Source organism: Phaeobacter sp. CC-HEC084, assembly GCF_059429255.1.
The window spans coordinates 229,554-251,455 of record NZ_JCAIJQ010000009.1 but is presented as its reverse complement, the minus strand read 5'-3'; the positions used below and the strand labels follow the sequence as shown (position 1 = coordinate 251,455).

Annotated in this window: 23 protein-coding genes; 11 read left to right on the top strand and 12 right to left on the bottom strand. The window is 63.3% G+C overall.

Annotated elements, in window-relative coordinates; genetic code table 11:
- Position 1: 1 nt before the first annotated feature.
- Both AC5SSZ_RS18390 and AC5SSZ_RS18385 read left to right on the top strand, forming a co-directional pair.
- Positions 2–127: a hypothetical protein gene (locus AC5SSZ_RS18390; protein ID WP_257784210.1), complete on the top strand. Its 126-nt coding sequence runs from the start codon at positions 2–4 to the stop codon at positions 125–127.
- On the top strand, positions 124–1,485 hold the full coding sequence (locus tag AC5SSZ_RS18385) for a sigma-54-dependent transcriptional regulator (RefSeq protein ID WP_274827663.1): 1,362 nt from the start codon (positions 124–126) through the stop codon (positions 1,483–1,485). The genes AC5SSZ_RS18390 and AC5SSZ_RS18385 overlap by 4 nt, the downstream gene beginning before the upstream one ends.
- Before the next feature lie 31 nt (positions 1,486–1,516).
- Here AC5SSZ_RS18385 and AC5SSZ_RS18380 read toward each other — a convergent pair whose 3' ends face one another.
- The 9 genes from AC5SSZ_RS18380 to AC5SSZ_RS18340 form a co-directional block, all read right to left on the bottom strand.
- Complete coding sequence (locus AC5SSZ_RS18380; protein WP_065272597.1) at positions 1,517–3,469, bottom strand: sensor histidine kinase; 1,953 nt, start codon at positions 3,467–3,469, stop codon at positions 1,517–1,519.
- A 147-nt stretch (positions 3,470–3,616) separates the two neighbouring features.
- Positions 3,617–4,345 carry an SDR family NAD(P)-dependent oxidoreductase gene (locus AC5SSZ_RS18375; RefSeq protein ID WP_495439294.1) on the bottom strand — a complete coding sequence of 243 codons (729 nt, stop codon included), beginning with the start codon at positions 4,343–4,345 and terminating at the stop codon, positions 3,617–3,619.
- A 10-nt stretch (positions 4,346–4,355) separates the two neighbouring features.
- Positions 4,356–5,075: an SDR family NAD(P)-dependent oxidoreductase gene (locus tag AC5SSZ_RS18370; protein WP_495439292.1), complete on the bottom strand. Its 720-nt coding sequence runs from the start codon at positions 5,073–5,075 to the stop codon at positions 4,356–4,358.
- Position 5,076: 1 nt separating this feature from the next.
- Positions 5,077–5,625 (bottom strand): DUF3833 domain-containing protein, encoded by a 549-nt coding sequence (locus AC5SSZ_RS18365; RefSeq protein ID WP_495439290.1) that lies wholly within the window; start codon positions 5,623–5,625, stop codon positions 5,077–5,079.
- Positions 5,622–6,842: an MFS transporter gene (locus tag AC5SSZ_RS18360; protein WP_495439288.1), complete on the bottom strand. Its 1,221-nt coding sequence runs from the start codon at positions 6,840–6,842 to the stop codon at positions 5,622–5,624. The genes AC5SSZ_RS18365 and AC5SSZ_RS18360 overlap by 4 nt, the downstream gene beginning before the upstream one ends.
- Positions 6,842–7,369 (bottom strand): chalcone isomerase family protein, encoded by a 528-nt coding sequence (locus AC5SSZ_RS18355; protein WP_495439286.1) that lies wholly within the window; start codon positions 7,367–7,369, stop codon positions 6,842–6,844. The genes AC5SSZ_RS18360 and AC5SSZ_RS18355 overlap by 1 nt, the downstream gene beginning before the upstream one ends.
- Complete coding sequence (locus tag AC5SSZ_RS18350; protein ID WP_495439284.1) at positions 7,362–8,519, bottom strand: class I SAM-dependent methyltransferase; 1,158 nt, start codon at positions 8,517–8,519, stop codon at positions 7,362–7,364. Before AC5SSZ_RS18350 ends, AC5SSZ_RS18355 begins: the two co-directional genes overlap by 8 nt.
- Positions 8,519–9,286: a DUF1365 domain-containing protein gene (locus tag AC5SSZ_RS18345; RefSeq protein ID WP_495439282.1), complete on the bottom strand. Its 768-nt coding sequence runs from the start codon at positions 9,284–9,286 to the stop codon at positions 8,519–8,521. The genes AC5SSZ_RS18350 and AC5SSZ_RS18345 overlap by 1 nt, the downstream gene beginning before the upstream one ends.
- Positions 9,283–10,578 (bottom strand): NAD(P)/FAD-dependent oxidoreductase, encoded by a 1,296-nt coding sequence (locus AC5SSZ_RS18340; protein ID WP_495439280.1) that lies wholly within the window; start codon positions 10,576–10,578, stop codon positions 9,283–9,285. Before AC5SSZ_RS18340 ends, AC5SSZ_RS18345 begins: the two co-directional genes overlap by 4 nt.
- A gap of 152 nt (positions 10,579–10,730) precedes the next feature.
- On the opposite strand from AC5SSZ_RS18340, the gene AC5SSZ_RS18335 reads away from it, so the two are divergent.
- The 4 genes from AC5SSZ_RS18335 to AC5SSZ_RS18320 all read left to right on the top strand — a co-directional run bounded on the left by AC5SSZ_RS18335 (position 10,731) and on the right by AC5SSZ_RS18320 (position 14,278).
- Positions 10,731–11,381, top strand: coding sequence for a sigma-70 family RNA polymerase sigma factor (locus AC5SSZ_RS18335; RefSeq protein ID WP_274827671.1), 651 nt, complete (start codon positions 10,731–10,733; stop codon positions 11,379–11,381).
- A complete protein-coding gene (locus tag AC5SSZ_RS18330) occupies positions 11,378–12,028 on the top strand; it encodes a ChrR family anti-sigma-E factor (protein WP_495439278.1) in 651 nt (216 codons plus the stop codon). The genes AC5SSZ_RS18335 and AC5SSZ_RS18330 overlap by 4 nt, the downstream gene beginning before the upstream one ends.
- Before the next feature lie 192 nt (positions 12,029–12,220).
- A complete protein-coding gene (locus AC5SSZ_RS18325) occupies positions 12,221–12,481 on the top strand; it encodes a helix-turn-helix domain-containing protein (protein ID WP_274831365.1) in 261 nt (86 codons plus the stop codon).
- A gap of 75 nt (positions 12,482–12,556) precedes the next feature.
- The gene (locus AC5SSZ_RS18320; RefSeq protein WP_495439275.1) at positions 12,557–14,278 is read left to right on the top strand and encodes a SulP family inorganic anion transporter; all 1,722 of its coding nucleotides are present in this window, start codon (positions 12,557–12,559) and stop codon (positions 14,276–14,278) included.
- Between the two features lie 106 nt (positions 14,279–14,384).
- Here AC5SSZ_RS18320 and gap read toward each other — a convergent pair whose 3' ends face one another.
- Positions 14,385–15,413 (bottom strand): type I glyceraldehyde-3-phosphate dehydrogenase, encoded by a 1,029-nt coding sequence (gap, locus tag AC5SSZ_RS18315; protein ID WP_274831363.1) that lies wholly within the window; start codon positions 15,411–15,413, stop codon positions 14,385–14,387.
- Positions 15,414–15,600: 187 nt separating this feature from the next.
- On the opposite strand from gap, the gene AC5SSZ_RS18310 reads away from it, so the two are divergent.
- Positions 15,601–16,605: a LacI family DNA-binding transcriptional regulator gene (locus AC5SSZ_RS18310; protein ID WP_065272610.1), complete on the top strand. Its 1,005-nt coding sequence runs from the start codon at positions 15,601–15,603 to the stop codon at positions 16,603–16,605.
- 15 nt (positions 16,606–16,620) lie between these two features.
- On the opposite strand, the gene AC5SSZ_RS18305 is transcribed toward AC5SSZ_RS18310, so the two are convergent.
- Entirely contained in the window at positions 16,621–17,274 is a 654-nt protein-coding gene (locus tag AC5SSZ_RS18305; protein ID WP_274837599.1) for a TetR/AcrR family transcriptional regulator, read from the bottom strand.
- A 79-nt stretch (positions 17,275–17,353) separates the two neighbouring features.
- On the opposite strand from AC5SSZ_RS18305, the gene AC5SSZ_RS18300 reads away from it, so the two are divergent.
- The 4 genes from AC5SSZ_RS18300 to AC5SSZ_RS18285 are packed head-to-tail and all read left to right on the top strand — an operon-like array spanning position 17,354 to position 21,286.
- Positions 17,354–18,670 (top strand): flavin-containing monooxygenase, encoded by a 1,317-nt coding sequence (locus tag AC5SSZ_RS18300; RefSeq protein WP_495439272.1) that lies wholly within the window; start codon positions 17,354–17,356, stop codon positions 18,668–18,670.
- A complete protein-coding gene (locus AC5SSZ_RS18295; protein ID WP_274837601.1) occupies positions 18,667–19,569 on the top strand; it encodes a bile acid:sodium symporter family protein in 903 nt (300 codons plus the stop codon). Before AC5SSZ_RS18300 ends, AC5SSZ_RS18295 begins: the two co-directional genes overlap by 4 nt.
- The gene (locus AC5SSZ_RS18290; protein ID WP_495439269.1) at positions 19,566–20,516 is read left to right on the top strand and encodes an SDR family oxidoreductase; all 951 of its coding nucleotides are present in this window, start codon (positions 19,566–19,568) and stop codon (positions 20,514–20,516) included. Before AC5SSZ_RS18295 ends, AC5SSZ_RS18290 begins: the two co-directional genes overlap by 4 nt.
- On the top strand, positions 20,513–21,286 hold the full coding sequence (locus AC5SSZ_RS18285) for an SDR family NAD(P)-dependent oxidoreductase (RefSeq protein ID WP_274834557.1): 774 nt from the start codon (positions 20,513–20,515) through the stop codon (positions 21,284–21,286). The genes AC5SSZ_RS18290 and AC5SSZ_RS18285 overlap by 4 nt, the downstream gene beginning before the upstream one ends.
- Here the strand turns inward: AC5SSZ_RS18285 and AC5SSZ_RS18280 are convergent.
- Complete coding sequence (locus AC5SSZ_RS18280; protein ID WP_274866990.1) at positions 21,283–21,768, bottom strand: Lrp/AsnC family transcriptional regulator; 486 nt, start codon at positions 21,766–21,768, stop codon at positions 21,283–21,285. The two genes, AC5SSZ_RS18285 and AC5SSZ_RS18280, sit on opposite strands and share 4 nt — an antisense overlap.
- Positions 21,769–21,902 lie beyond the last annotated feature (134 nt).

Genomic DNA, 21,902 nt, shown 5'->3' with positions numbered 1-21,902 from the left:
GATGAAAGCGATGTTTGCAGGCTTTGCGGCGATTGCCGTGATCGCCGTAGGAGCGGATCTGGCTCTGGATCGCGCAGGATTTGCCGCGGATGAGAAATTCGCAGGCCAAGCGGTGCGCCTGGATTGAACCAGCCCGTCATCTCTGCCGTCCCGCGCGATGAATACGGCGAAAACCTTGCCGGTGCTTCGATCCTGGTGATCGATGACGAACCGGGTATGCGCAATTTCATGACCAAGATCCTCAGCCCGCGTTGCAAGCGGGTCGAGCAGGCGGCATCGGCGGCGGAAGCCTCCGCAATCCTCGATCAGTCGCATTTCGATCTGGTGATCCTCGACAATATCATGCCGGGCAAGACCGGGCTGGAATGGGTGCAGGAACAGCGCCGGGTGGGGCTGTTTGCCGATACCATTCTGGTCACCGCCTATGCGGATCTGGAAACCGCGATCATGGCGCTTCGTGCCGGGGTGGCCGATTTCGTGCTGAAACCGTTCCGGGCCAATCAGATCCTCAATTCGGTGGCGCGGGCGCTGGACCGCAAATACCTGCGCCGGGAAAACTACCTGCTGAAACACGAGTTGTCGGCCGAAGGGTCCGCGGCGCGGGGGCGGCTGCTGGGCAAATCGGCGGCCATCACCCAGGCACGCGAGATGCTGACCCGGCTGGCGCCACTGCCAACGCCGGTGTTGTTCACCGGCGCCAGCGGCACCGGCAAGGAAATCGCAGCGCGCACGATGCATTCGCTGTCGGATCGGGCGCAGAAGCCGTTTGTAGCTGTCAATTGCGCCGCCATCGCCCCGGACCGGATCGCGCACGAGCTGTTCGGCGTTCTGGACGAACAGGACCGACGCCGAGACGGGTTGTTCCTGCACGCGGATGGCGGCACGCTGTTCCTTGATGAGGTGGCGCAGATGCCCGATCAGGTGCAGGCGGCGCTGTTGCGGGTGCTTGAGGACCAGCGGGTGCGCCCCGTCGGTGCCGAACGGGACATCCCGCTGAACCTGCGATTCCTTTTTGCCACCAATGCCGATCTCGAAGAGGCCGTGGCCGAGGGCCGGTTCCGCGCCGATCTGTATCATCGCATCAATGTGGTGAAGATCGAGATGCCCCCGCTGCGCGAGCGGATCGAGGATATCATTGAACTGGCAGCGCTGTTCATGGAGCAATTCTCGGCGACGCTTGGCATGCCCGCGCTGGAGCTGAACGAGGAAACCTTGCTGAAGTTTTCCCGCTATGACTGGCCCGGCAACGTGCGTGAGCTGCGCAACCTGATCGAACGCTCGGTCATTCTGGGTGAGTTCCCGGAAGAGTTCTCCGGCAAGGGGTCGGTCACTGGCCCGGCAGCGATTGAAACGCTGGATCTGGTGACCCAGCGCCACATCATGCACATGCTGGACGCCTGCGATGGCAACCGCGCCGAAGCCGCCCGCCGTCTGGGCGTATCGCGCAAGACCATCGACCGAAAATGCGCCTCCTGGGGGGTGTAAAGAGGTTTAAGTACTGGCCGGAAGCGCCGTTTCAGTCGCGGCGCTCCGGCAGCCAGATCGCAAAGGCGGCGCCGCCCTCCTCGCGGTTTCGCACCGTGATGATCCCGCCTGCATGCTGGATCAGGGTCTGGCTGATCGACAGGCCCAGCCCGGTGCCTTCGCCCGGTTTGGTGGTGTAAAACGGGTTGAACACCTCTGAAATGTGATCCTCGCTGATGCCCGGGCCGCTATCGGCCACTGTCAGGCAAGCCCCCGGCGTGCCATCGCGTTCTTCTGCCTTGAGTGTCAGGGTCAGCGTGCCGGTTTCCTTCATCGCCTGCGCCGCATTGATCACCAGATTGATGATCACCTGCTGCAACTCACCGGGATCAATACGTACCGCCGGGGCGACATCGAAATGACCATCGACCACGATGTTATGCTTGCTGAGCACGTGATCCACCAGCACCAGGCAATCGGTGACCACATTGGCGATATCGACGCTTTCCTTGAAGGTGCCGAATTCTGAAGGCCGGGCGAATTGCAAGAGCTTGCTGACGATGGCGCCGATCCGCATGACCTGATTGTCGATGAGATCCAGCTCGGTCTTCACCTCTGCCGCGCCCGGTCCCAGCGTCATCCGCATCACGTCGACATTGCCCTGGATCACCGCAACCGGGTTGTTGATTTCATGCGCGACCCCGGCGGTGATTTCCCCGATCGAGGCCAGCTTTTCGCTCATCACCAGCTGTTTGTAGGTGTCTTCCAGTTTCTGGTTCGCGGCCCGCAGTTCCGCGGTGCGCTGATCGACGCGGGCGTTCAGCTCTCCGGCCCATTCGCGTAGCTTCTGATCGCGGTCCTGCAACTGGTCCAGCAGGGTATCAAGGTGCGATGCCACCTGTCCGATCTCGTCGCGGCTGCCCACATCGCCATTGCGCGCAGTGAGATCGCCGCGCTCCACCCGTTTCATGGTCACGGTCATCCGCTCCAGCGGTGAAAAGATGCCCTTGGCCAGCCACAGGAACAGCGGCGCCGACAGGGCCAGAACCATCAGGAAGGCGCCGACAATGGTCCAGTACGCCTCGGATTTGGCCGCCATATAGGGCGCTTCGAGGAAGCCGACATACAACATCCCGACCCGTTCTCCGAAACTGTCGGTCAGCGGCAGATAGCCCGAGATATACCAGTCGTTGACCACAAAGGCGCGGTTCAGCCAGGTGCGGCCCTCTTCCAGAACCACGCGGCGCACCACCGCCGAGACCCTTGTGCCAAGGGCGCGCACGTCTTCGAACAGGCGCACATTGGTCGACACCCGCGTGTCCTCAAGAAACAGGGTGGCGGTGCCCTGCCGGTTGCCGCCGTCCTCGTCGCTGAGATAGACTAGCGCGTTCAGCGTATCGATGAAATCGAGGTTGCGGTTCAGCAGAAGCCCGCCGCGCAGCACCCCGTTATGGCCGGGCATGATCACCGGGGCGGCGGTGTGCACCACCATGCCGCGATCCTCGACCTTGCGGGTGGTCGGCGCGGCGGCTTCTGTTTCGATCAGGGTGATATTGGCGCGTTCCTGCAGGGCAGGGGAGAGAAGGGACAGATCATCAGAGGAGAAAATGTCGATCTCCGAGGCCAGTTGTCCGGTGGCGGCCGTGCGGATCACTGGCCATTTCTGTTGTGGCCCTTCCAGTTCGGCAAGCGGCAGATATTCGAGGAAATCGAGCTGCAGTTGTTGTCTGCGACTTTCAAGAAGTCGGTTCACCGCCTCGGAGCCATCGTTCAGGGCGGCCTGAAAGGCGGTGGATTGCGCCAGGTTCAGCATGCTGTTGGCGGTGCCGGTCTGCAGGTGGCCCAGATATTGCTCGGCGATGCGCAGGTCGCTGTCGACCTTGGCAATCAGGACGGCATCATAATCGGCATTCCAGCGGGTCATTGCCAGAATAAGCATCAGCGGCATCAGCACGCTGAGCGGTAACAGCGCCAGCAGCAACAGGCGTAGCCGAACGGATTTCAAAGTTTGCCCCTCCCATGCCGTGCCATTGTTGCCCGGATCATGCCGACATCACTGTGGCACCTCACGGGTCAGCGGGGCAAGTGGGGCTTGGCAGGTTGCGGAGGTTCCTCACAACCCGGTGATCCGTTCAGGCATCGGGCCGTGCCTTCAGGCCGGGACAGGTTTTCCGGCCCAGTCAAAAACCATGCCGCTGTTCTCGGGTGACAGCCCCGCGATCACCCCGGCCAGACAATCCGCAGCATAGGCGGGGGTGAACAGCTTGCCTTCGGGCACCGCACGGCTGAAGGGGCGGGACAGTTCAGTGTCTACGGTGCCGGGGTGCAGCCCGGCGCAGACGAAATCGGGATTGAGCCGCGCCATTTCGATGGCGTAGTTGCGCAGCAGCATGTTCAGCGCCGCCTTGGAGGCGCGATAGGCGTGCCAGCCGCCCAGCCCGTTGTCAGAGATCGAGCCGACCCGCGCCGACAGCGCCGCAAAGATGGTGCGCCGGTCCCTTGGCATCCGTGGGATCAGGTGACGCGCTGCCATGGCCGGGCCAAAGGTATTGACAGCGAAGACCTGTTCGAAGGCAGACAGGCTTTGCTGTTTCAGGGATTTTTCGGGTCTCAGCGCGGTTCCGTCCGACAGGATTCCAGTGGCCAGGATGATCAGATCGGGCGCCTCCAGCGCGTCAGCCAGCGCGATCAGGCTGGCCTCATCTGTGATATCGGCGGCATGGGGCACCACGGGTCCACCCTCGGGAGTGTCGCCCTGACGGGACACTGCATGCACGGTTTCGACATGGGGCTGGGCGGCGTAATGCTGCACCAGCGCCGCGCCGATGCCGCCACTGGCGCCAAGGATCACAACCTGTTTCGGGGCAGTGTGTGTGGGCATCAATCCCTCGCTACATCAGTTTCAGGAACAGGCGGCGCGGCAGCAGGCGACCAAGGGTGAAGACCCAGGAAAACGGCGCTGGAAAGCTGGTGCTGAAGCGCCGCCCCTGCATGGCGTGCAGGCAGCGGCGGGCGGCGTCTTCCGGCTCAAGGATCTGCGGCATCTTGAATTCGTTCTTCTGTGTCAGCCGGGTGCGGATAAAGCCGGGGTTGATCACCTGCACCCGCACGCCGCTGCCGCGCAGATCAGCCTGCAGGTTTTCCCCCAGATGCATCAGCGCCGCCTTGGAGGCGCCATATCCGATGGCACCCGGCAGGCCGGTGAACCCGGCCAGCGAGCCGATCAGCACGATATGGCCACTGTCCCGGCGGCAAAACTGCGGCACGATCTGCCCCAGTACCCGCAACGCGCCGGTGAAATTAACCGCGCACATGGTCTCCACCGCCTCCGGCTGCCAGTCCTGCGCGCTGAGCGGATCATAGGCCCCGGCGCAGTAGACCACACCGTCCACAGGCCCCAGATCTGCAATGGCGCGGATCACATCATCCGGGTCCGTCACATCCATAGGCAGCGCCCGGGCATTGGACAGGCCGTCGCAAAGGTGCTGCAGCCGCCCGGCATTGCGGGCGGACAGGATCAGCCGGGCGCCCGCGCCGTCCATCTCCTTGGCCAAGGCCCGGCCCAGCCCTTCGCTGGCGCCGACGATCCACCAGGTCTGCCCTTCGAACATCTCAGCCCTCCGCCGGGCGCATGGTGGCGATCAGCTCGGCGACCTTGATGCCGAACTTGCGCATTTCCGAGCGGTTCAGAATGGTGCCGTTGTCCATCAGGTACATCCAGTCGGTGACGTCCAGCACGTGGCCTCCGGCATCTTCGGGCAGACGGATGCGATAGGTGAGCCGCACGGTGGCGCCCATCTGCTGGCCCTTGCCCTCGCCGATGATATCGTCGGCGGTGGCGGTGAAATGCCCGTCCTCGCCAATGGTCAGATACCATTTGCGCGCCTGGGTGCTGCCATTGGCATAGGCGAAATCCTCGCTCAGCGTGCCGGTGGCGCCGTCCCATTCCCCGTTCATCCGCGCAACAAAGCGCGACACAACGCGTCCGCGCGGCCCGTAGATCATGCCTTCGGAGATCAGTGTGCCGGAAAGGCGCTCCTGAATGTCAAAGGCGGGGCCGGTGTCTGCGTAATGCGCCAGCCGCTGGGCGCGAAAGCCAAATCCGGGCCGCCAGAGGGCGAGCACAAGCACGGCAACAAGAAGCAGGAGAACCAGTTTCATGACAAGGAGACCTCTCGCGGCAGGCGCATCACCAGGGCGATCGCCAGCAGTTTGATAAGACAGGGCAAAACGGCATAGGCCAGGGTCAGCGCCATCAGGGCGCTGGCGTCATTGGGGCCGCCGGGTTCAAATCCGCTCAGTTGCAGCGCGGGCAGCAGGATCACTGCCGCGGCGGCTAGGGACAGTTTGGCGGCGAATGTCCAAAGGCCAAAGGCCTGCCCGCCGCGTAGCCCGGCCCGCGCCAGCGCCGTCGAGAACAACACCGGCAGGATCACCATATCCGCGCCAAGAGCGGCCCCCGATCCGATGCAGATCGCGGCAAAAGCCCAAGCTGCGCCTGTGGGCAGGAGTGCTGCCCCGCTGAACGACAGGATGGCCAGGGCCATGGCCGGAACCAGTACCTGTCGGGCACCATAGGCAGCGCTGGCCCGGGTCCAGATTGGCACCGACAGGCCCGCCGCCAGAAAGAACAGGATCAGGAACGGCCCGGCGAGGTCCGGCAGCGCAAGTTTCTCATCGACAAAGAACAGAAACAGGGTCGAAGTCATCGCCACAGGCAGGCTGTTGACCAGGGCAAGCACCAGAAGGCGCAGGCCCCCGGCGCGGCGCAGGGCGGCCCAAGTGACCGGCGCCTCGGGGCTGCTGGGAATCTGCCACAGCGGGCGGGTCAATGCCCAGACGCCAACGCAGATCAGGGCCAGCAGGATACCAAAGGCGGCATAGCCGCCACCATTGGCCCCTGCCTGCTGCAACAGCGATGGCGCCAGCGCAGCGAGGATGATCCCGGCGAGCGTGCCGCCCTCGCGCCAGCCTGCCAGCCGGATCAGTGCCTCAGGCGATCCCGCCAGGCTGGTGCTGTGGCCATAAAACAGGATGGTCCCCAGGCTGTAGGCGCTGAACAGCAGCACCAGTGCGGCGATGAGCCAGACCAGCCCGCCCTCGGCGGGTATCAGGGTGTAGAGCATCAGGAACCCCGCTGCCATGCCAAGGCAGGCGAGGGCGGCAAAGGCGCCGCGCGCATGCTCATACCGGTCAATCAGCCAACCAAGCGCTGGATCCTGCACGAAATCCACCACCCGGATCACCGCCAGAATGGCGCCAAGGGTGGCAAGGCTCATCCCCAGCTCTGCCGAGGCATAGCGCGGCAAATGGATATAGAGCGGCAACCCCGCTGCCGCCAGCATGAGCGCAAAAAGACTGATCCGGGCTGCGTGCATCAATCGCCTCGCAGCCGCGCCGACAGCCGCGCCGAGCGGCTGTTGTCCGAAAGCCAGATGCCAAGGAAGCGTTTGCGCAGGTCTGGGTGACGAATGGCGCAGGTCTGCTGCCCGTTGAGATGCAGAACCAGACTGTCTGGCTGGGTCGATACAGCCGTGAATACATCACCGCGCGCCACATCGCGGAAACAGCTGGCAAGTTTCTGCATCATCGCGGCCTGATCCGCGCGCGGCCCTTCGATCCGCTGGATCTCGACGCGGGTGGATTTGGTCAGATCGTCCTGCGAGATGCTGCGGAAATATTCAATCTGCAGGGCCAGCGGCTGGCGCCAGCCAAACCGGGACTCCCCCTCTGTGTGCAGGCTGGCGCGGTAGATCGGCAGCCCCAGCCAGCGCACCATGACGGTGCCCAGTTCAACCGGCTGCGACAGGCCAAAGCCCCGCAGGTTTGCCGCTGCCGCGCCGGGCAGCAGCAGCGCCGCGATAAACAGCGCGGCGGCCAGAGGCGGGAACCGGTGCTCAGGCATGGGTCAGCTCAACCTGCACCACATCGGTCTGGCCCACGGCAAAGGAGCCGGCACAGATCTCAAGATAATAACGCCAGTTGCGCAGGAAGGCCGCGTCATAGCCAAGCTCCATGATCCGGGGCGCCCGTTTCGCCAGTTGCTGGGCCCAGGTCCGGCAGGTGCGGGCATAATCCTGTCCAAAGGCGAAGGAGTTCGTCACCTGCAGCCCTGCCTGCCGCGCCTGATGGGCAATCACCGCATCCGACAGGAGCATGCCACCGGGGAAAGTGTACTGGCGGATATAATCCGAGGAGTTGCGGTAGATGTCGAAATAGCTGTCCTGCACGGTGATCGCCTGAATGACCGCCTTGCCGCCTTGCGCAAGACGCGCCTTCACGGTCTGGAAATAGCTGGGCCAGTAGCGTTCACCCACCGCCTCGATCATCTCGATCGAGACGATATTGTCGTAAGTGCCGGTGGATTTGCGGTAATCGCACAGCTCGATCGAGGCGCGCCCGTCCAGCCGCGCGTCGGCATAGCCATGCTGGCTGGGGGAGATGGTCAGCCCGGTGACATCGCGCCCGGCATCGGCTGCCCGTTCGGCAAAGCCGCCCCAGCCACAGCCGATCTCCAGCACCCGCTCGCCCTGTGTCAGCCGGTTCAGCACCCGGTCGTATTTGCGGTTCTGGGCGCGCTCCAGATCGTTGTCGCCGGGTGCAAACAGAGCCGAGGAATAGGTCATGCCGCTATCGAGCCAAAGCTGGTAGAACTCGTTCCCGACGTCGTAATGCGCCTTGATGTTGCGGGCCGAGCCACGGATCGAGTTGGCGCGCAGGATCTTGTCGACGGCGCGGAACTTCAGCCCGCTCCAGAAGCTCGGGTAGGCAAAATCGGTCAAATAATCGAGGTTCAGGATCGCCACCTGGATCAGGGTTTCGATGCTGGAGGTTTCCCACATGCCTTCGATGTAGGTTTCGCCCAGCCCGATATCACCGCGCGCGGCCATGGCTGAAACAGCGGCCCAGTCGAACAGCACCATGTCTGCCGCCGGGGCGCCGCTGCCGAAATCATGCACTTCGCCTTCCGGCGTGGTCAGGCGCAGGCTGCCCTTGCGGATCTGGGCGCAGCTGTCGAGAAAATCGCGTTTTACGCGGTTGGTAATGAAAAGCATCAGCTGACCTCCTGCTTTGGGGGGAGGGGGCGTGATCTGTATGGCGCCCCTTTGAGTTTCAGTTTCAGGGCCTGCCAATGGATCAGGGCGATGGTGCGGAACGCGCCAAAGGGCCGCCGCAGGGCCGCCCGCAGGATCGAGCCGTTGCTGAGCCGCTGCCGCCGCCCGGTCAGGGTGGCGATCACGCCTTCGGACCCATGTTCCAGCGCGATGCGGATGGCGATCCGGTCCGGGCGGATATCGTAGTTGAACCGGTAGTCTCCCGCGATCTGCTGGAAGGGCGAGACGTGAAAGATTTTGCTGGCGGTAATTTCGTCACCAGCGGCAATCGGCGCGAACCCGTCAAGATGGCACAGATAGCTGTGGCGGTCGCCAAAAGTGTTGGAGACCTCGGCAATCACCGCCCGCAGCGTGTCACCCTCCATCGCCAGCCAGAAGCTGACTGGGTTGAAAGTGTACCACAGGAATCCCGGTTGCGTCAGCAGCAGAATCTGAAGGCCGTCCAGCTCCAGACCGGCCCCGGCAAAGACCTCTTGCGCCCAGGGTAGGCCGCGCCCCGCGCCCGGCGCGCCGCCATGGTTGCGGTCATTGACCGAAGACAGGTTGAAACCATTGCGTGAGAACAGCCCCGGCCGCGCCTCTGACAGCGGGTCGATCAGCACGTAATCGACACCATAGCGGAAGGCATTGCGGATGCCGCCGCGGCGCGCGTGGCTGGTGTGGCCCGCGATATGGTCGGGCCAGAGGGGAGCGGGGCTGTCGCTCATGCCAGCACCTGCGACAGGCTGCGGGCGTCGATGCCGCGGGCGACGCGCACCGCGCTGGCAAATCCGTCCTCGTGGAACCCGTGGCGCAGATATGCGCCCGCGAACCAGGTGTTGTTGTCGCCCTGGATGTCGTGGATCTGTTTCTGGGCGCGAATAGCTGCCTGATCGAACACCGGATGGCGGAAGGTGTTGGTGTCATAGATCGTCTCGTCACGCACCGGCCTGACTGGGTTCAGCGAGATGAACAGCGGATCACTCTCTGGAATATTCTGTAGCCGGTTCATCCAGTAGGTCACGCCGATCGCCGGGCGGCTGTCCTGCGCCGCCGCCTTGTAGACCCAGGAGGACCAGCAGGCGCGCCGTTTCGGCATTTGCCCGGCGTCGCGGTGCAGGATTACCTCGTTATCCTGATAGCGCATATTGCCGAGGATCATCTCTTCCTGCGCGGTGGGAGAGGACAGCAGCCGCAGTGCATCGTCGGAATGGCAGGCCATGATGACCTGATCGAACTCCTGCGTTTCGCCATAGGGCAAGCGGATGGTGACGCCTGCCTCGGTGCGGTCCACCGCCTGCACCGGCGTGCCGGGGCGCAGGGTGCAGCCATTGGCCTTCAGATGCGCCTCCAGCCTGCGGACGTATTCGATGCTGCCACCCTTTACCGTCCACCACTGGTGCTGCCCCGTGGCGCTGAGCAAGGCGTGATTGCGGAAGAACTGCACCAGCGACCGGGCCGGAAAGCCACGGATTTCCTCCATCGGGGTGGACCAGATCGCGCCGCAGATCGGCATCAGGTAATAGCGCTGGAACCAGTCGCCAAGGCGAAGCTCGTCCATCAGCTGACCGATGGTGACATCGTCACTGCGGGCGGTTTCGACCGCGCGGGCGTTAAAGCGCAGGATATCGCGCACCATGCCGTGAAAGGCCGGGCGGGCCACGTTACGGCGCTGGCCGAACAGGGATGTGAGGCTTTTCAGCCCGTATTCGACGGCGCCGTCGTCAATGCTGGCGCCAAATGTCATATCGCTTTTGATGATGGGCACATCCAGATCGCGGAACATCGCGGTCAGATGCGGATAATTGACAAAGTTGAACACGATAAAGCCGGTATCGACCGGCTGGGTCCCATGCATCCCCGCCTGGACAGTGCGCGCGTGTCCACCAAGGCGCGGCGCGGCTTCGAACAGGGTCACGTCATGGCCGGGTGCCAAACGATAGGCGGCGGCGAGACCAGAAATGCCACCGCCAACAATAGCAATGCGCTGGCGACGTAGGGGTGGGACATCAAATGACATGTGTTCTCCGTTTCTTTTCAGGGAGTACGCCGCCATTCCCTGGCCGGATCAAAAGTTTTCGCCTTCTTGGGATGAAATCGAAGCGATGCGTTCGCGCAGAAAAAATTCTGGTGGCTTTTGATCCAGTCGCAGCGGCGCCACGTAACACTGGCATGTTGGAACTTGATGCAGATCCCGCTCTTGATGCGCCCGCGCCACCGGTTACGGTAGGTGAGGTGACCGCCGATGCGCGGGAAAGGAAACAAGTGGATACCAACAGCTTTTCTGAGCAGACCCTCTGGATGCTTGCGGTGCGGGACCAGCGGGACCGGGCCGCCTTTGGCTTGCTGTTCGACCACTTTGCGCCGCGGCTCAAAGGGGTGATCTGCCGCTCGGGCATTTCACAGGGTCAGGCCGAGGATATCGTGCAGGACGTGATGCTGACGGTCTGGCGCAAGGCACACCTGTTCGACCCGCAGCGGGCGCAGGTGTCGTCCTGGATTTACCAAATCGCGCGAAATCGTCAGATCGATGTGATCCGAAAGGAACGCCGCCCCGTACCCGAAGAGCTGAAGCAACCCGAAGAGGTGCAGGAAGACGCGGCGCAGATCGTTGCCCTGGAGCAAGAGACGTCGCGCCTGAGGGAGGCCTTGAAGCGGCTGAAGCCCGCACAACGCGAGATGGTGGAAAAGGCTTACCTCGGGGAGCTGAGCCATTCGGACATCCGCGCTGAAACGGGTCTGCCGCTTGGCACGATAAAATCCCGCATCCGGCTTGGACTGGAACGGTTGCGGCACGAATTGAAGGGAACTGAAACCTCATGAGCAGCATCACCCATCATATCCCTGATGAGCTGCTGATCGCCTATGCCTCGGGGAGCCTGGAACAGGCTTTCTCGCTGGTGCTGGCGGCGCATATCTCTATGTGCGACGAGTGCCGCGCCCGTCTGGGTGCGCATGAGGCGGTTGGCGGCGCCATGCTTGAAAATGCTTGCGGCACCGAGGCCGGAATGGCCTTGTCGGCGGATCTGAAGGCGCGGCTTCTGAATGCGCTGGATGACCCTGTTGAGCCCGCGCCCCCGGCCTATCACCGCTCTGGTGTGTTTCCCGGACCGGTGATGGAGGCGCTGGGCGGGCTGCCCCCGAAATGGAAACCGCTCGGCATGGGGGTGCGGCAGTCGATCTTGTCTCATGGCAAGGGCGGCAGCGTGCGATTGCTATATATCCCCTCGGGGCAGGCGGTGCCGGACCATGGCCACAACGGGCTGGAGCTGACGCTGGTGCTGCAGGGCGCGTTCCACGATGAAACCGGACGTTTTGGCGTCGGCGATGTAGAGATTGCCGGCAGCGATCTGGAGCATACTCCGGTGGCCGAAGAGGGCGCAGCCTGTATCTGCCTGGCCGCCACCGATGCGGCGCTGCGGTTCCGTTCCTTCATCCCGCGTCTGCTGCAACCGGTGTTCCGGATCTAGACGGGCAGATCAGATATCTCCGCTCGGTTGGGCGGATTGAGGCAAGGGCCGCGCATCGCGTGGCCCTTTTTGCGTGTACCAGTCAGGGCGACGCATATTGTTGTGAAGGTACACCTCTAGACTTTGATTTTGATATTTCATATATCACTATACCCATATGGATTCACCATAGTGTAATTTCAGGTATGCTTCATGATTACCGGCCCCCAGATGCGCGCGGCGCGTGCCCTTCTTGGTATTGATCAGAAAACCCTCGCGGAACGCGCCGGGCTTTCGGTGCCGACGATCCAGCGCATGGAGGCCAGCGCAGGCAACGTCCGGGGCGTGGTCGACAGCCTGACCAAGGTGGTCACTGCGCTGGAACAGGCGGGTATCGAGCTGATCGCCGAAGGCGTGCCCAGCACGGCTGGCGGGCGCGGTGTGCGCCTGAAATCTCCACCCCAGACCCCTTAAGATCCAAATCCGCGACGGCGACCGCCGACGTTATGCCGACGATCCCGCCGCACACCAACCAAAGGTGCGGCCCAGATGAAAGACCAGACCAGCAGTGCGCATGAAGCGCCAAGCTTTGCAGAGCTGTTTACCCCGAAACTGATTACCGTGCTGCGCGAAGGCTACGGTCTGGCGCGGCTGCGCGGCGATGCCATTGCCGGGCTGACGGTCGCCATCGTGGCGCTGCCCCTGTCGATGGCCATCGCCATCGCCTCGGGGGCGACCCCGGCGCAGGGGCTTTATACGGCGATTGTCGGCGGATTTCTGGTCTCGCTGCTCGGAGGATCGCGGTTCCAGATCGGCGGCCCGGCCGGCGCCTTTATCGTTCTGGTCGCCGCAACGGTGGCGCAGCACGGGATCGAAGGGCTGATACTGGCGACCTTCCTGTCGGGGTTGATGTTGCTGGCGGTGGGGTTCCTGCGGCTGGGCACCTTTATCAAGTTCATTCCCTTTCCGGTCACCGTGGGCTTCACGGCGGGGATCGCGGTGATCATCTTTGCCAGCCAGATCAAAGAGCTGTTCGGGCTGACCTTGCCTCATGAACCGGGAGAGCTGCTGGAAAAACTCCCGGCGCTTTGGGAGGTGAGGGGCAGCATCACCCCGGCGGCGCTGGGCCTGTCGATTGTAACCGTTGCGGTGATCCTTGGCTTCAAACGCTGGCGCCCGCATTGGCCCGGCATGCTGATCGCAGTGGCGCTGGCGGCGACGGCCACGGCATTTCTGGCACTGCCGGTGCAGACCATCGGCACCAAATTCGGCGGCATTCCCGCCTCGTTGCCTGCGCCGCGCCTGCCGGATCTATCGCTAGCTCACATTCTGGCGGTGCTGCCCTCTGCGGTGTCCTTTACCCTGTTAGGGGCCATTGAATCGCTGCTGTCGGCGGTGGTGGCCGATGGCATGACCGGGCGCCGTCACCGCTCTAATTGCGAGTTGGTGGCGCAAGGGGCGGCAAATATAGGTTCCTCCCTGTTCGGCGGCTTTTGCGTCACCGGCACCATTGCCCGCACTGCGACCAATGTGCGCGCCGGGGCGCATGGTCCCATCGCGGGGATGTTGCACGCGGTCTTCCTGCTGCTGTTCATGCTGATCGCGGCGCCGCTGGCCTCCTACATTCCGCTGGCTGGGCTGGCCGGGGTGTTGGCCGTGGTGGCGTGGAACATGATCGAACGGCCAGCGATCGCCATCCTGCTGCGCTCGGGCTGGGGTGAGGCGACGGTTCTGGCCGCGACCTTCTTCCTGACCATTTTCCGCGATCTGACCGAGGCCATCGTTGTCGGTCTTGCCCTGGGATCGGTGCTGTTCATCCAGCGGATGAGCCGGGCAACGGCGGTGTCGCGGCATACGCCACTGGTCGGGCGGGACGAGGCCGATAGCGCCGATGGGCGCGGCGAATACCACGAAGAGCAGGCGGCGAACCCGGATGTCGTGGTCTACCGCATCACCGGGGCACTGTTCTTTGGTGCCACCGCCTCGATCGGGTCGGTGCTGGACCGCATCCAGGATAGCCACAAGGCGCTGATCGTGGATTTCTCGGCGGTGCCGTTTCTGGATTCAACCGGCGCCAATATGATCGAAGGTCTGGCGCATAAGGCTCAAAAGCAAGGCGTCGCCCTGTGGCTGACAGGGGCGGGGCTGGATATCCGGCGCGTCTTTGCCACCCATGGGCTGAGCCACCCGCTGATCCATGACGCGGTCAGCGTGGAGGCGGCGCTGGCCACGATCACAGGCGCCGCCGACGAGGCCCGCAAGGCCGGGTGATCTGCGGTCTATATAGCACGAAAAAGGGGCCGCTGCGTGCGGCCCCCGTGCAATCCCACCCGCCATGATCTGCCGCGTGGTTCAGTGATTGCTTGGTCTTGTGCGCTCAGCTGGCGAGCGCCATCTCTTCTGGCTTCATCAGGCGGCCCATGTGGCGGCCGGTGTCCAGCATGCGGTTGGAAAAGCCCCATTCGTTGTCATACCAACTAACCACCCGCACCAGCCCTTCGCTGGTGACAGCGGTCTGCGCGGCGGCAAAGCAGGACGAATGCGGGTCGTGGTTGAAATCGACCGAGACCATCGGATCCTCTTCATAGGCCAGAATGCCCGCCAGCCCGTTCTCCGAGGCTGCGCGCAGGGCGTCATTGACCTCTTCGACCGTGGCAGCGCGCTCGGGCACAAAGCTGAGATCGACAACCGAGACGTTCGGCGTCGGCACCCGGATGGCGGAGCCTTCCAGCCGTCCTTTTAGATGCGGCAGCACCTCTGCGATGGCGCGGGCGGCGCCGGTGGAGGTCGGGATCATCGACAGGGCCGCGGCGCGGGCGCGATAGGGGTCCTTGTGCGGGCTGTCGTGGGTCGGCTGGTCGCCGGTATAGGCGTGAATGGTGGTCATGTAGCCAGTCTTGATGCCAAAGGCCTGATCCAGCACCTGCGCCACCGGCGCCAGGCAGTTGGTGGTGCAGGAGGCGTTGGAGACCACCAGATCGTCCGCGGTCAGATCCATGTGGTTGACGCCATAGACCACGGTGCGGTCGACCTCCTTGCCGGGGGCGGAGATCAGGACGCGCTTCGAACCATTGCCCAAATGCGCCGCCGCCGCATCGCGGCTGGTGAACAGGCCGGTGCATTCATAGGCGATGTCGACGCCTTCCCAAGGCAGATCCGCCGGATTGCGCTCGGCGCTGAGCCGGATGGTGTGGCGACCCACCCGCAGGACTCCGTCCGCGAGAGAGACAGGTGCGCGCAGGCGACCATGCACGGAATCGTATTTCAGCAGATGTAGCAGGGTTTCGGCGGGGGCCAGATCGTTGATCGCCACCACGTCGATGTCGGTGTCGCCGCGTTCCAGCAGGGCGCGCAGGACGCCACGGCCGATGCGGCCAAATCCGTTGATTGCGATCTTGAGGGTCATGGCATCTGTCTCCGTGCAGTGGGCGTGTTCAGAATCGCCCCTTGGTTGCGGTATCGATAGCGGTGGCGCTAACATTTGTGTATTCGTTATCGATAACGATCAAGTAAATCAACCCTGCCTGAAATCATCGGCCAATCCCGGCCCGCTGCCTCTTGCGGCTGGGCGCGAAGTGCTGGACCATGCGCGCATGACAAAGAAGCTGCTGCTCAAGGACGTCGCCCGTCTGGCCGGGGTCAGTGAAATGACCGCCTCCCGCGCGTTGCGCGGGACCACGGATGTGTCCAAGGCAACCCGCGCGCGGGTCGAGGAAATCGCCCGTGCCCATGGCTATGTGCCCAATCGCATCGCCGGATCGCTGTCCTCGCAATCGGTCAATCTGGTTGCGGTGGTGGTGCCGTCGCTGAACAGTTTTGTCTTTCCAGAGGTGCTGTCGGGGATTTCCCACGTGCTGAAGGAAACGCAGCTGAAACCGGTGGTTGGCGTATCGGGTTATGAACTCGATGAAGAAGAGGCCGTGATTCGCGAAATGCTGAGCTGGCGTCCCTCGGGATTGATCGTGGCGGGGCTGGAGCACACTGAGGCCACCCGGCGCATGCTCGAGCAGGCGGATTGCCCGGTGGTGGAGGTGATGGATGTGGATGGCACCCCGGTGCGCCACTGCGTCGGCATTTCCCATCTGCAGGCGGGACGCGACATGGCGGCGCAGATCCTGTCGCAGGGTTATCGGCAGATCGGCTTTATCGGCACCAAGATGCCGCAGGATTTCCGCGCCCGTAAACGTTTTGACGGCTTTGTCGAAGGATTGGCAGAGCAGGGTGTCACGCTGATGGACCGGGAACATTATGCCGGAGAAAGCTCGATCCAGACCGGGCGTCAGCTGACCGCGCAGATGCTGGAGCGCACGCCGGAACTGGAGTGCATCTATTATTCCAGCGACGTGATGAGCGTCGGCGGTCTTATGCATTGCCAGGCCGAGGGGCTTTCGGTGCCCGGCGACGTGGCGCTGGCGGGGTTCAATAACCTGCAGATCCTGCAAGGACTTCCGCAGGAACTGGCCACCACTGATGCCTGCCGCCGCGAGATCGGCGAACGCGCCGCGCGCATCGTGCTTGAGACGCGGGAGGCGGATCAGCCAACGCCGCCCGTTTGCGTGCAGTTGAGCCCGACCATCAGCCTGGGGCGGTCGCTCTAGCTCTGCCTATCCGTCTTACGGTTGGATGGGGTCCGCTGTCAGGATCGCCTCCATTCCTGCGGTGCAAAAGGCGATCAGCTGGTCGACCTGCGCTTCGGCGGCGCCGGGGCTCAGCGCCTCGATCCGCCAGCCGGTGTTGAGAAAGGCGAGCATCGCAGCCACGGAATAAACCTGACCGGTGGCGGCGGCCTGACGTTCAGCCTGCGGATAAAGCGCCAGAATCTCCTCGATAAACCGGTTGGCCGTGGGGTCGAAACACTGCGCCGCCAGCGGCCGCCAGCGCGGATCGGCGGACACATGCGCCACCAGGCGGCCATAGTGCTGCCAATGGGGGCCGCCGGTGCGTGCCAGCGTCACATAGGCCCGCATGAAGACATCCAGGAGCCCCCGCAGCGACAGGGCACCCTCGGCCCTGAGGCGCTCCAGCCCTGCCAGACGCACGTCGGCCAGTTCATCGGCACGGCGGGTGACGGTCTGGTGAAACAGCTCTTCCTTGCCGCCACCGTGATGGTGCACCAGCCCGACCTGTACCCCGGCCAGCGCTGCGATATCGCGTAGCGAGGCACCTTCGAATCCGCGCTCGGCAAAGAGCGCTTCGGCGGCGTCCAGGATCCGCGCCTTGGTCTGCAGTGACCGCGCCGAAGGGGCGCGTTTGCGTTGTTTTTCCACGAAAAACTCCCGTTGGTGAAAATATCTTGCCTTATTTTGAACGTTTGTTCAATCTAATCTCGGAGGACAGGGAGGAATTATGACGGAAACGCGCGGGCAGTATGCCCTCATCGGCGCCGGGCCAATGGGGCTGGCCATGGCCAAGGTGTTGGTCGAACAGGGCATTCCCTTTCAGGGGTTTGAATTGCATTCGGATGTGGGCGGTTTGTGGGACATCGAGGGGCCGAACTCCACGATGTACGAAAGCGCCCATTTGATCTCATCCAAGCGGATGACGGAATTTGCGGATTTCCCGATGAAGGACGAGGTGGCCGAATACCCCTCGCATCGGGAGCTGAAAAACTATTTCCACGATTTCGCGGATCATTTCGGCCTGCGGGAGCGGTATCACTTCAACGCCGAGGTCCTGAAGACCGAACCATTGGGCGGTCCGGGCGAGGGTTGGCGCGTCACCTGGCGCGATCCGGAGGGCGAGCACAGCGCCGAATTTGCCGGTGTGCTGATCGCCAATGGCACCCTGTCAGAGCCGAACATGCCGACATTCCCAGGCGACTTCACGGGCGAGCTGATCCATTCCAGCCAATACCGCAAGGCCGAGCAGTTCGGCGGTAAGCGCGTGCTGGTGGTAGGCGCGGGCAATTCGGGCTGCGACATCGCGGTGGATGCGATCCACCATGGCAACAGCTGCGATCTGTCGATGCGGCGCGGCTGCTACTTCGTACCCAAATACGTCTTTGGCAAACCGGCAGACACCATGGGCGGGCTGATCCAGCTGCCGATGTGGCTGAAGCGGCGCATCGATGGTCTGATCCTGAAATGGTTTGTGGGCGATCCGCAAAAGTATGGCTTCCCGAAACCCGATTACCAACTTTACGAAAGCCATCCTGTGGTGAATTCGCTGGTGCTCTATCACGCGGGCCACGGCGATCTAAAGATCCGCCCCGATATTGACCGGATAGACGGCAAGACGGTGCATTTCACCGATGGCAGCAGCAGCGAGTATGACATGATCCTCGCTGCGACGGGCTACAAGCTGCACTATCCCTTTATCGATAAGGAGTTGCTGAACTGGCAGGGCGATGCACCGCATCTGTATCTCAACGCGATGCACCCTGCGCGCGACGATCTGTTCGTTCTCGGCATGGTCGAGGCCAGCGGCCTTGGCTGGCAGGGACGGCACGAGCAGGCCGAGATGGTCGCGCGCTATATCAAGGGGCTTGAGACCGGCAATGCCGGGGCCAAGGCCCTGAAGGCGGAAAAGGCCGCGGGATTTGAACGCGCAACCGGCGGTATGGCCTATCTGAAACTGGCGCGGATGGCCTACTACGTGGACAAGGCGACCTATCGCAAGGCGGTCACGGGCTGGATCAAGCGGCTCTCCGGGGCGGGCGCATGAGCGGGATTGATGAGATCACGCTGAATTTCAGCCCCGCCTCTCTGACGCTTCTGAATGGGATCCTCGCGGTGGTTATGTTCTCCATCGCGATCGATCTGAAGCCTTCTGATTTTCACCAGCTGCGACGGGCGCCCAAACCGCTGATCGTCGGGCTGCTGTCGCAGTTCATCGTGCTGCCGGTGCTGACCTTTGCGCTGGTCTGGCTGACCGCGCCGCGTCCCTCGATTGCGCTGGGGCTCATTCTGGTGGCGGCCTGCCCGGGCGGTAATATCTCCAACTTCATCACCCATCGCGCGGGCGGCAATTCCGCCCTGTCTGTGTCGATGACGGGGTTTGCCACCGTGGGGGCGATCCTGCTGACACCGATCAATATTGGACTCTGGGGTGGGCTTTACCCACCGACGCGGGCGATCCTGCAGCAGACCGAGATCGACCCGGTGCAGATCGCCATCACCGTCGGTCTGATGCTGATCCTGCCCCTCGTGTTGGGGGTGCAGCTCAATATGCGGGCGCCCGATCTGACGGCACGCATCCGGCGGCCCCTGCAATGGCTGTCGATGGGGATCTTCGTTGCTTTTATCGTGCTCGCGCTGGCGGCCAACTGGGGCTTCTTCCTGCAATTCGCAGGCGCGGTCGCCGGGCTGGTGATCCTGCACAATACGGTGGCGCTTGGCGGGGGCTGGATCACCGCGACGCTGGCGCGGCTGTCGCCTTATGACCGGCGTGCGGTGACGATAGAGACTGGCATCCAGAACTCGGGTCTCGGTCTGGTGCTGATCTTTGCCTTCTTCGGGGGCTTGGGCGGCATGGCCGTCGCGGCAGCCTTCTGGGGGATCTGGCATGCCATATCGGGGTTGGCACTGGCCGCTCTGATGTCCCGGACGGAGGCGACGCGATGACCGAGGATGCAAAGACCAAAACCGTTCTGATCACCGGCGCTGCTGGCATGGTGGGCCGTGCCCTGCTGTGGGAGCTGCCCGCCTGCCGGGTGATCGCCTCGGATCTGGCGCCGCCTGCGGATCTGCCCAAGGGCGGAGAGTTCTGCCGCATGGATGTCACAACCGATGATCCCGCCCGGGTCATCGGCGAATATAAGCCCGACGTGATTTTGCATTTGGCCTCCATCGTGACCCCGCCCAAGGGCAGCAGCCGCGATTTCGCTTATGCCGTCGATGTCGCGGGCACGCGCAAGGTGTTGGAGGCCGCCGTGGCGCATGGGGTGGAACGTATCGTCGTGACCTCCTCTGGTGCGGCCTATGGCTATCACGCGGACAACCCGCAGCCGCTGCGCGAGAACGACAGCCTGCGCGGCAATCCGGAATTCGCCTATTCCGACCACAAGCGTCAGGTCGAGGAAATGCTGGCCGAATACCGCCGTTCGGCGCCGCAGCTGCAGCAGGTGATCCTGCGCGTCGGCACGGTGCTGGGGGCGGGCACGGAAAACCAGATCACCGCCCTGTTCCGCCGTCCGCGCCTGCTGGCGGTGACGGGCAGCGAAAGCCCCTTTGTCTTTATCTGGACCCGCGATCTGGCCCGCATTCTGGCCCGCGCGGCAACCGATGGGCCAGAGGGAGTCTTCAACGTCGCCGGGGATGGGGCCATGGGCGTCACCGATCTGGCGCAGGCGCTGGGTAAACCGGTTCTGCGCCTGCCGGCCTGGGTGCTGAAGGCGGCTCTGGCGCTCGCGAAACCCCTTGGCCTCAGCCAATACGGGCCGGAACAGGTGCGGTTCCTGCAATACCGGCCGGTGCTGGACAACAGTGCCCTGAAACGGGACTTCGGCTATACGCCCGAGCTGACCAGCGCCGAGGTTTTTGATGTGTGGAGGCAGCAGGCAGGCCTATGACGAAGAAAAAAACAGCAGTCATTTCCGGCGGCGCCGGTGGGCTTGGCCGGGCCTTGTCCACGGCGCTGCAGGCGCGGGGCTGGCGGGTGATCCTGCTGGATCTGGATATCTCGGGGCTGGACAGTAGCGAGACCCAGATCCCGATCCGCTGCGATCTGACTGATGCGACCCAGTTGCGCAGCAAGGCCGAGCAAATCGAGCAGCAGTATCCGGTGATTGATTTGGTCATCTACAACGCCGGTATCACCCAGATCGGGGGCTTTGATACCATCGACGAGGCCAGTCACCGGAGGGTGTTCGACATCAACTATTTTGCCGCCGTCGCCATGGCGGGCCATTTTCTGGCGGCGGTCCGGCGGGCATCGGGGACGCATATCGCGGTGTCTTCTGTGGCGGGGTTTGCGCCGCTTTATCATCGTACCTCTTATGCGGCGTCCAAACACGCGCTGGAGGGGTTCTTCAAATCCCTGCGCTCGGAAGAGCGGCCCTATGGTGTCGATGTGCTGATCGCGGCGCCGTCTTTCGTGGCCACCAATATCGGCAACGACCAGCGTCAGATCGACGGCATCGCGCGGCCGGGATCGGCCGCAGATGGGATGGATTACATGACGCCCGAGGCTGCCGCCGAGGAGATCCTGCGCGGGCTTGGCCGACGGCAGCCGATGATCCCGGTGGGACGGGTGGCGCGGCTGGCCTGGTGGGTGAACAGCCTGGCGCCGCGCCTTTATCAGCGGCTGATGGAGCGGCAGATCGGCGGCCACGAGGGCTAGGTGCCGTCGCCTTCTGTATCCGCGTCCGGCAGGATCGGCAGCGAGAAGCCTGTTTTCACCCGGTTCATCACCACGGAGGTACGGAACCGGGTGATATTTTCTTCGTCAAAGAAATGCCGCCGGGTGAAGGCTTCGAAATCGGGCATGTCGCGGGCGGTCAGGATGACGATAAAATCGGCATTGCCGGTCACATAATAGCACTGCATGACCTCGGGCGCCTCGACCATGCGGCGGCGGAAGCGATCGATATCCTCGGCGCGCTCGCTGTGCAGGGTGACCTCGACGATCAGCATCAGCCCACGGCCCAGTTTTTCAGGATTGAGCATCGCGATATCGGCATCGACATAGCCCTGCGCGCGCAGCCGGGTCAGCCGCTTGCGGCAGGCATCGGGGGAAAGCCCGGCGATATGCGACAGGGCCTCGGCTGTCAGCCGGTTGTTGTCCTGGATCGCGGCAAGGATGAGCTGGTCGAATCTGTCCATGTCACGCCTCCTTAGGGCTGCAAGTTTGTCCGTTTTTCCGTGACTTGCACAGCCGGAGTGCTGCCATTGTCCGGTATTCTGCATCAAATGTGAAAAGTCATCAGAAAATCGGCCTGCAGGGCGGCGAAATTTCC

Bases quoted from the DNA above. Each gene is read 5' to 3' on its own strand.
- AC5SSZ_RS18335 (WP_274827671.1), top strand. From the start codon at position 10,731: ATGTTGGAACTTGATGCAGATCCCGCTCTTGATGCGCCCGCGCCACCG.
- AC5SSZ_RS18330 (WP_495439278.1), top strand. From the start codon at position 11,378: ATGAGCAGCATCACCCATCATATCCCTGATGAGCTGCTGATCGCCTAT.
- AC5SSZ_RS18345 (WP_495439282.1), bottom strand. From the start codon at position 9,286: ATGAGCGACAGCCCCGCTCCCCTCTGGCCCGACCATATCGCGGGCCAC.
- AC5SSZ_RS18390 (WP_257784210.1), top strand. From the start codon at position 2: ATGAAAGCGATGTTTGCAGGCTTTGCGGCGATTGCCGTGATCGCCGTA.
- AC5SSZ_RS18310 (WP_065272610.1), top strand. From the start codon at position 15,601: ATGACAAAGAAGCTGCTGCTCAAGGACGTCGCCCGTCTGGCCGGGGTC.
- AC5SSZ_RS18375 (WP_495439294.1), bottom strand. From the start codon at position 4,345: ATGCCCACACACACTGCCCCGAAACAGGTTGTGATCCTTGGCGCCAGT.
- AC5SSZ_RS18280 (WP_274866990.1), bottom strand. From the start codon at position 21,768: ATGGACAGATTCGACCAGCTCATCCTTGCCGCGATCCAGGACAACAAC.
- AC5SSZ_RS18365 (WP_495439290.1), bottom strand. From the start codon at position 5,625: ATGAAACTGGTTCTCCTGCTTCTTGTTGCCGTGCTTGTGCTCGCCCTC.
- AC5SSZ_RS18290 (WP_495439269.1), top strand. From the start codon at position 19,566: ATGACCGAGGATGCAAAGACCAAAACCGTTCTGATCACCGGCGCTGCT.
- AC5SSZ_RS18285 (WP_274834557.1), top strand. From the start codon at position 20,513: ATGACGAAGAAAAAAACAGCAGTCATTTCCGGCGGCGCCGGTGGGCTT.
- gap (WP_274831363.1), bottom strand. From the start codon at position 15,413: ATGACCCTCAAGATCGCAATCAACGGATTTGGCCGCATCGGCCGTGGC.
- AC5SSZ_RS18360 (WP_495439288.1), bottom strand. From the start codon at position 6,842: ATGCACGCAGCCCGGATCAGTCTTTTTGCGCTCATGCTGGCGGCAGCG.
- AC5SSZ_RS18350 (WP_495439284.1), bottom strand. From the start codon at position 8,519: ATGCTTTTCATTACCAACCGCGTAAAACGCGATTTTCTCGACAGCTGC.
- AC5SSZ_RS18295 (WP_274837601.1), top strand. From the start codon at position 18,667: ATGAGCGGGATTGATGAGATCACGCTGAATTTCAGCCCCGCCTCTCTG.
- AC5SSZ_RS18320 (WP_495439275.1), top strand. From the start codon at position 12,557: ATGAAAGACCAGACCAGCAGTGCGCATGAAGCGCCAAGCTTTGCAGAG.
- AC5SSZ_RS18300 (WP_495439272.1), top strand. From the start codon at position 17,354: ATGACGGAAACGCGCGGGCAGTATGCCCTCATCGGCGCCGGGCCAATG.
- AC5SSZ_RS18370 (WP_495439292.1), bottom strand. From the start codon at position 5,075: ATGTTCGAAGGGCAGACCTGGTGGATCGTCGGCGCCAGCGAAGGGCTG.
- AC5SSZ_RS18340 (WP_495439280.1), bottom strand. From the start codon at position 10,578: ATGTCATTTGATGTCCCACCCCTACGTCGCCAGCGCATTGCTATTGTT.
- AC5SSZ_RS18325 (WP_274831365.1), top strand. From the start codon at position 12,221: ATGATTACCGGCCCCCAGATGCGCGCGGCGCGTGCCCTTCTTGGTATT.
- AC5SSZ_RS18355 (WP_495439286.1), bottom strand. From the start codon at position 7,369: ATGCCTGAGCACCGGTTCCCGCCTCTGGCCGCCGCGCTGTTTATCGCG.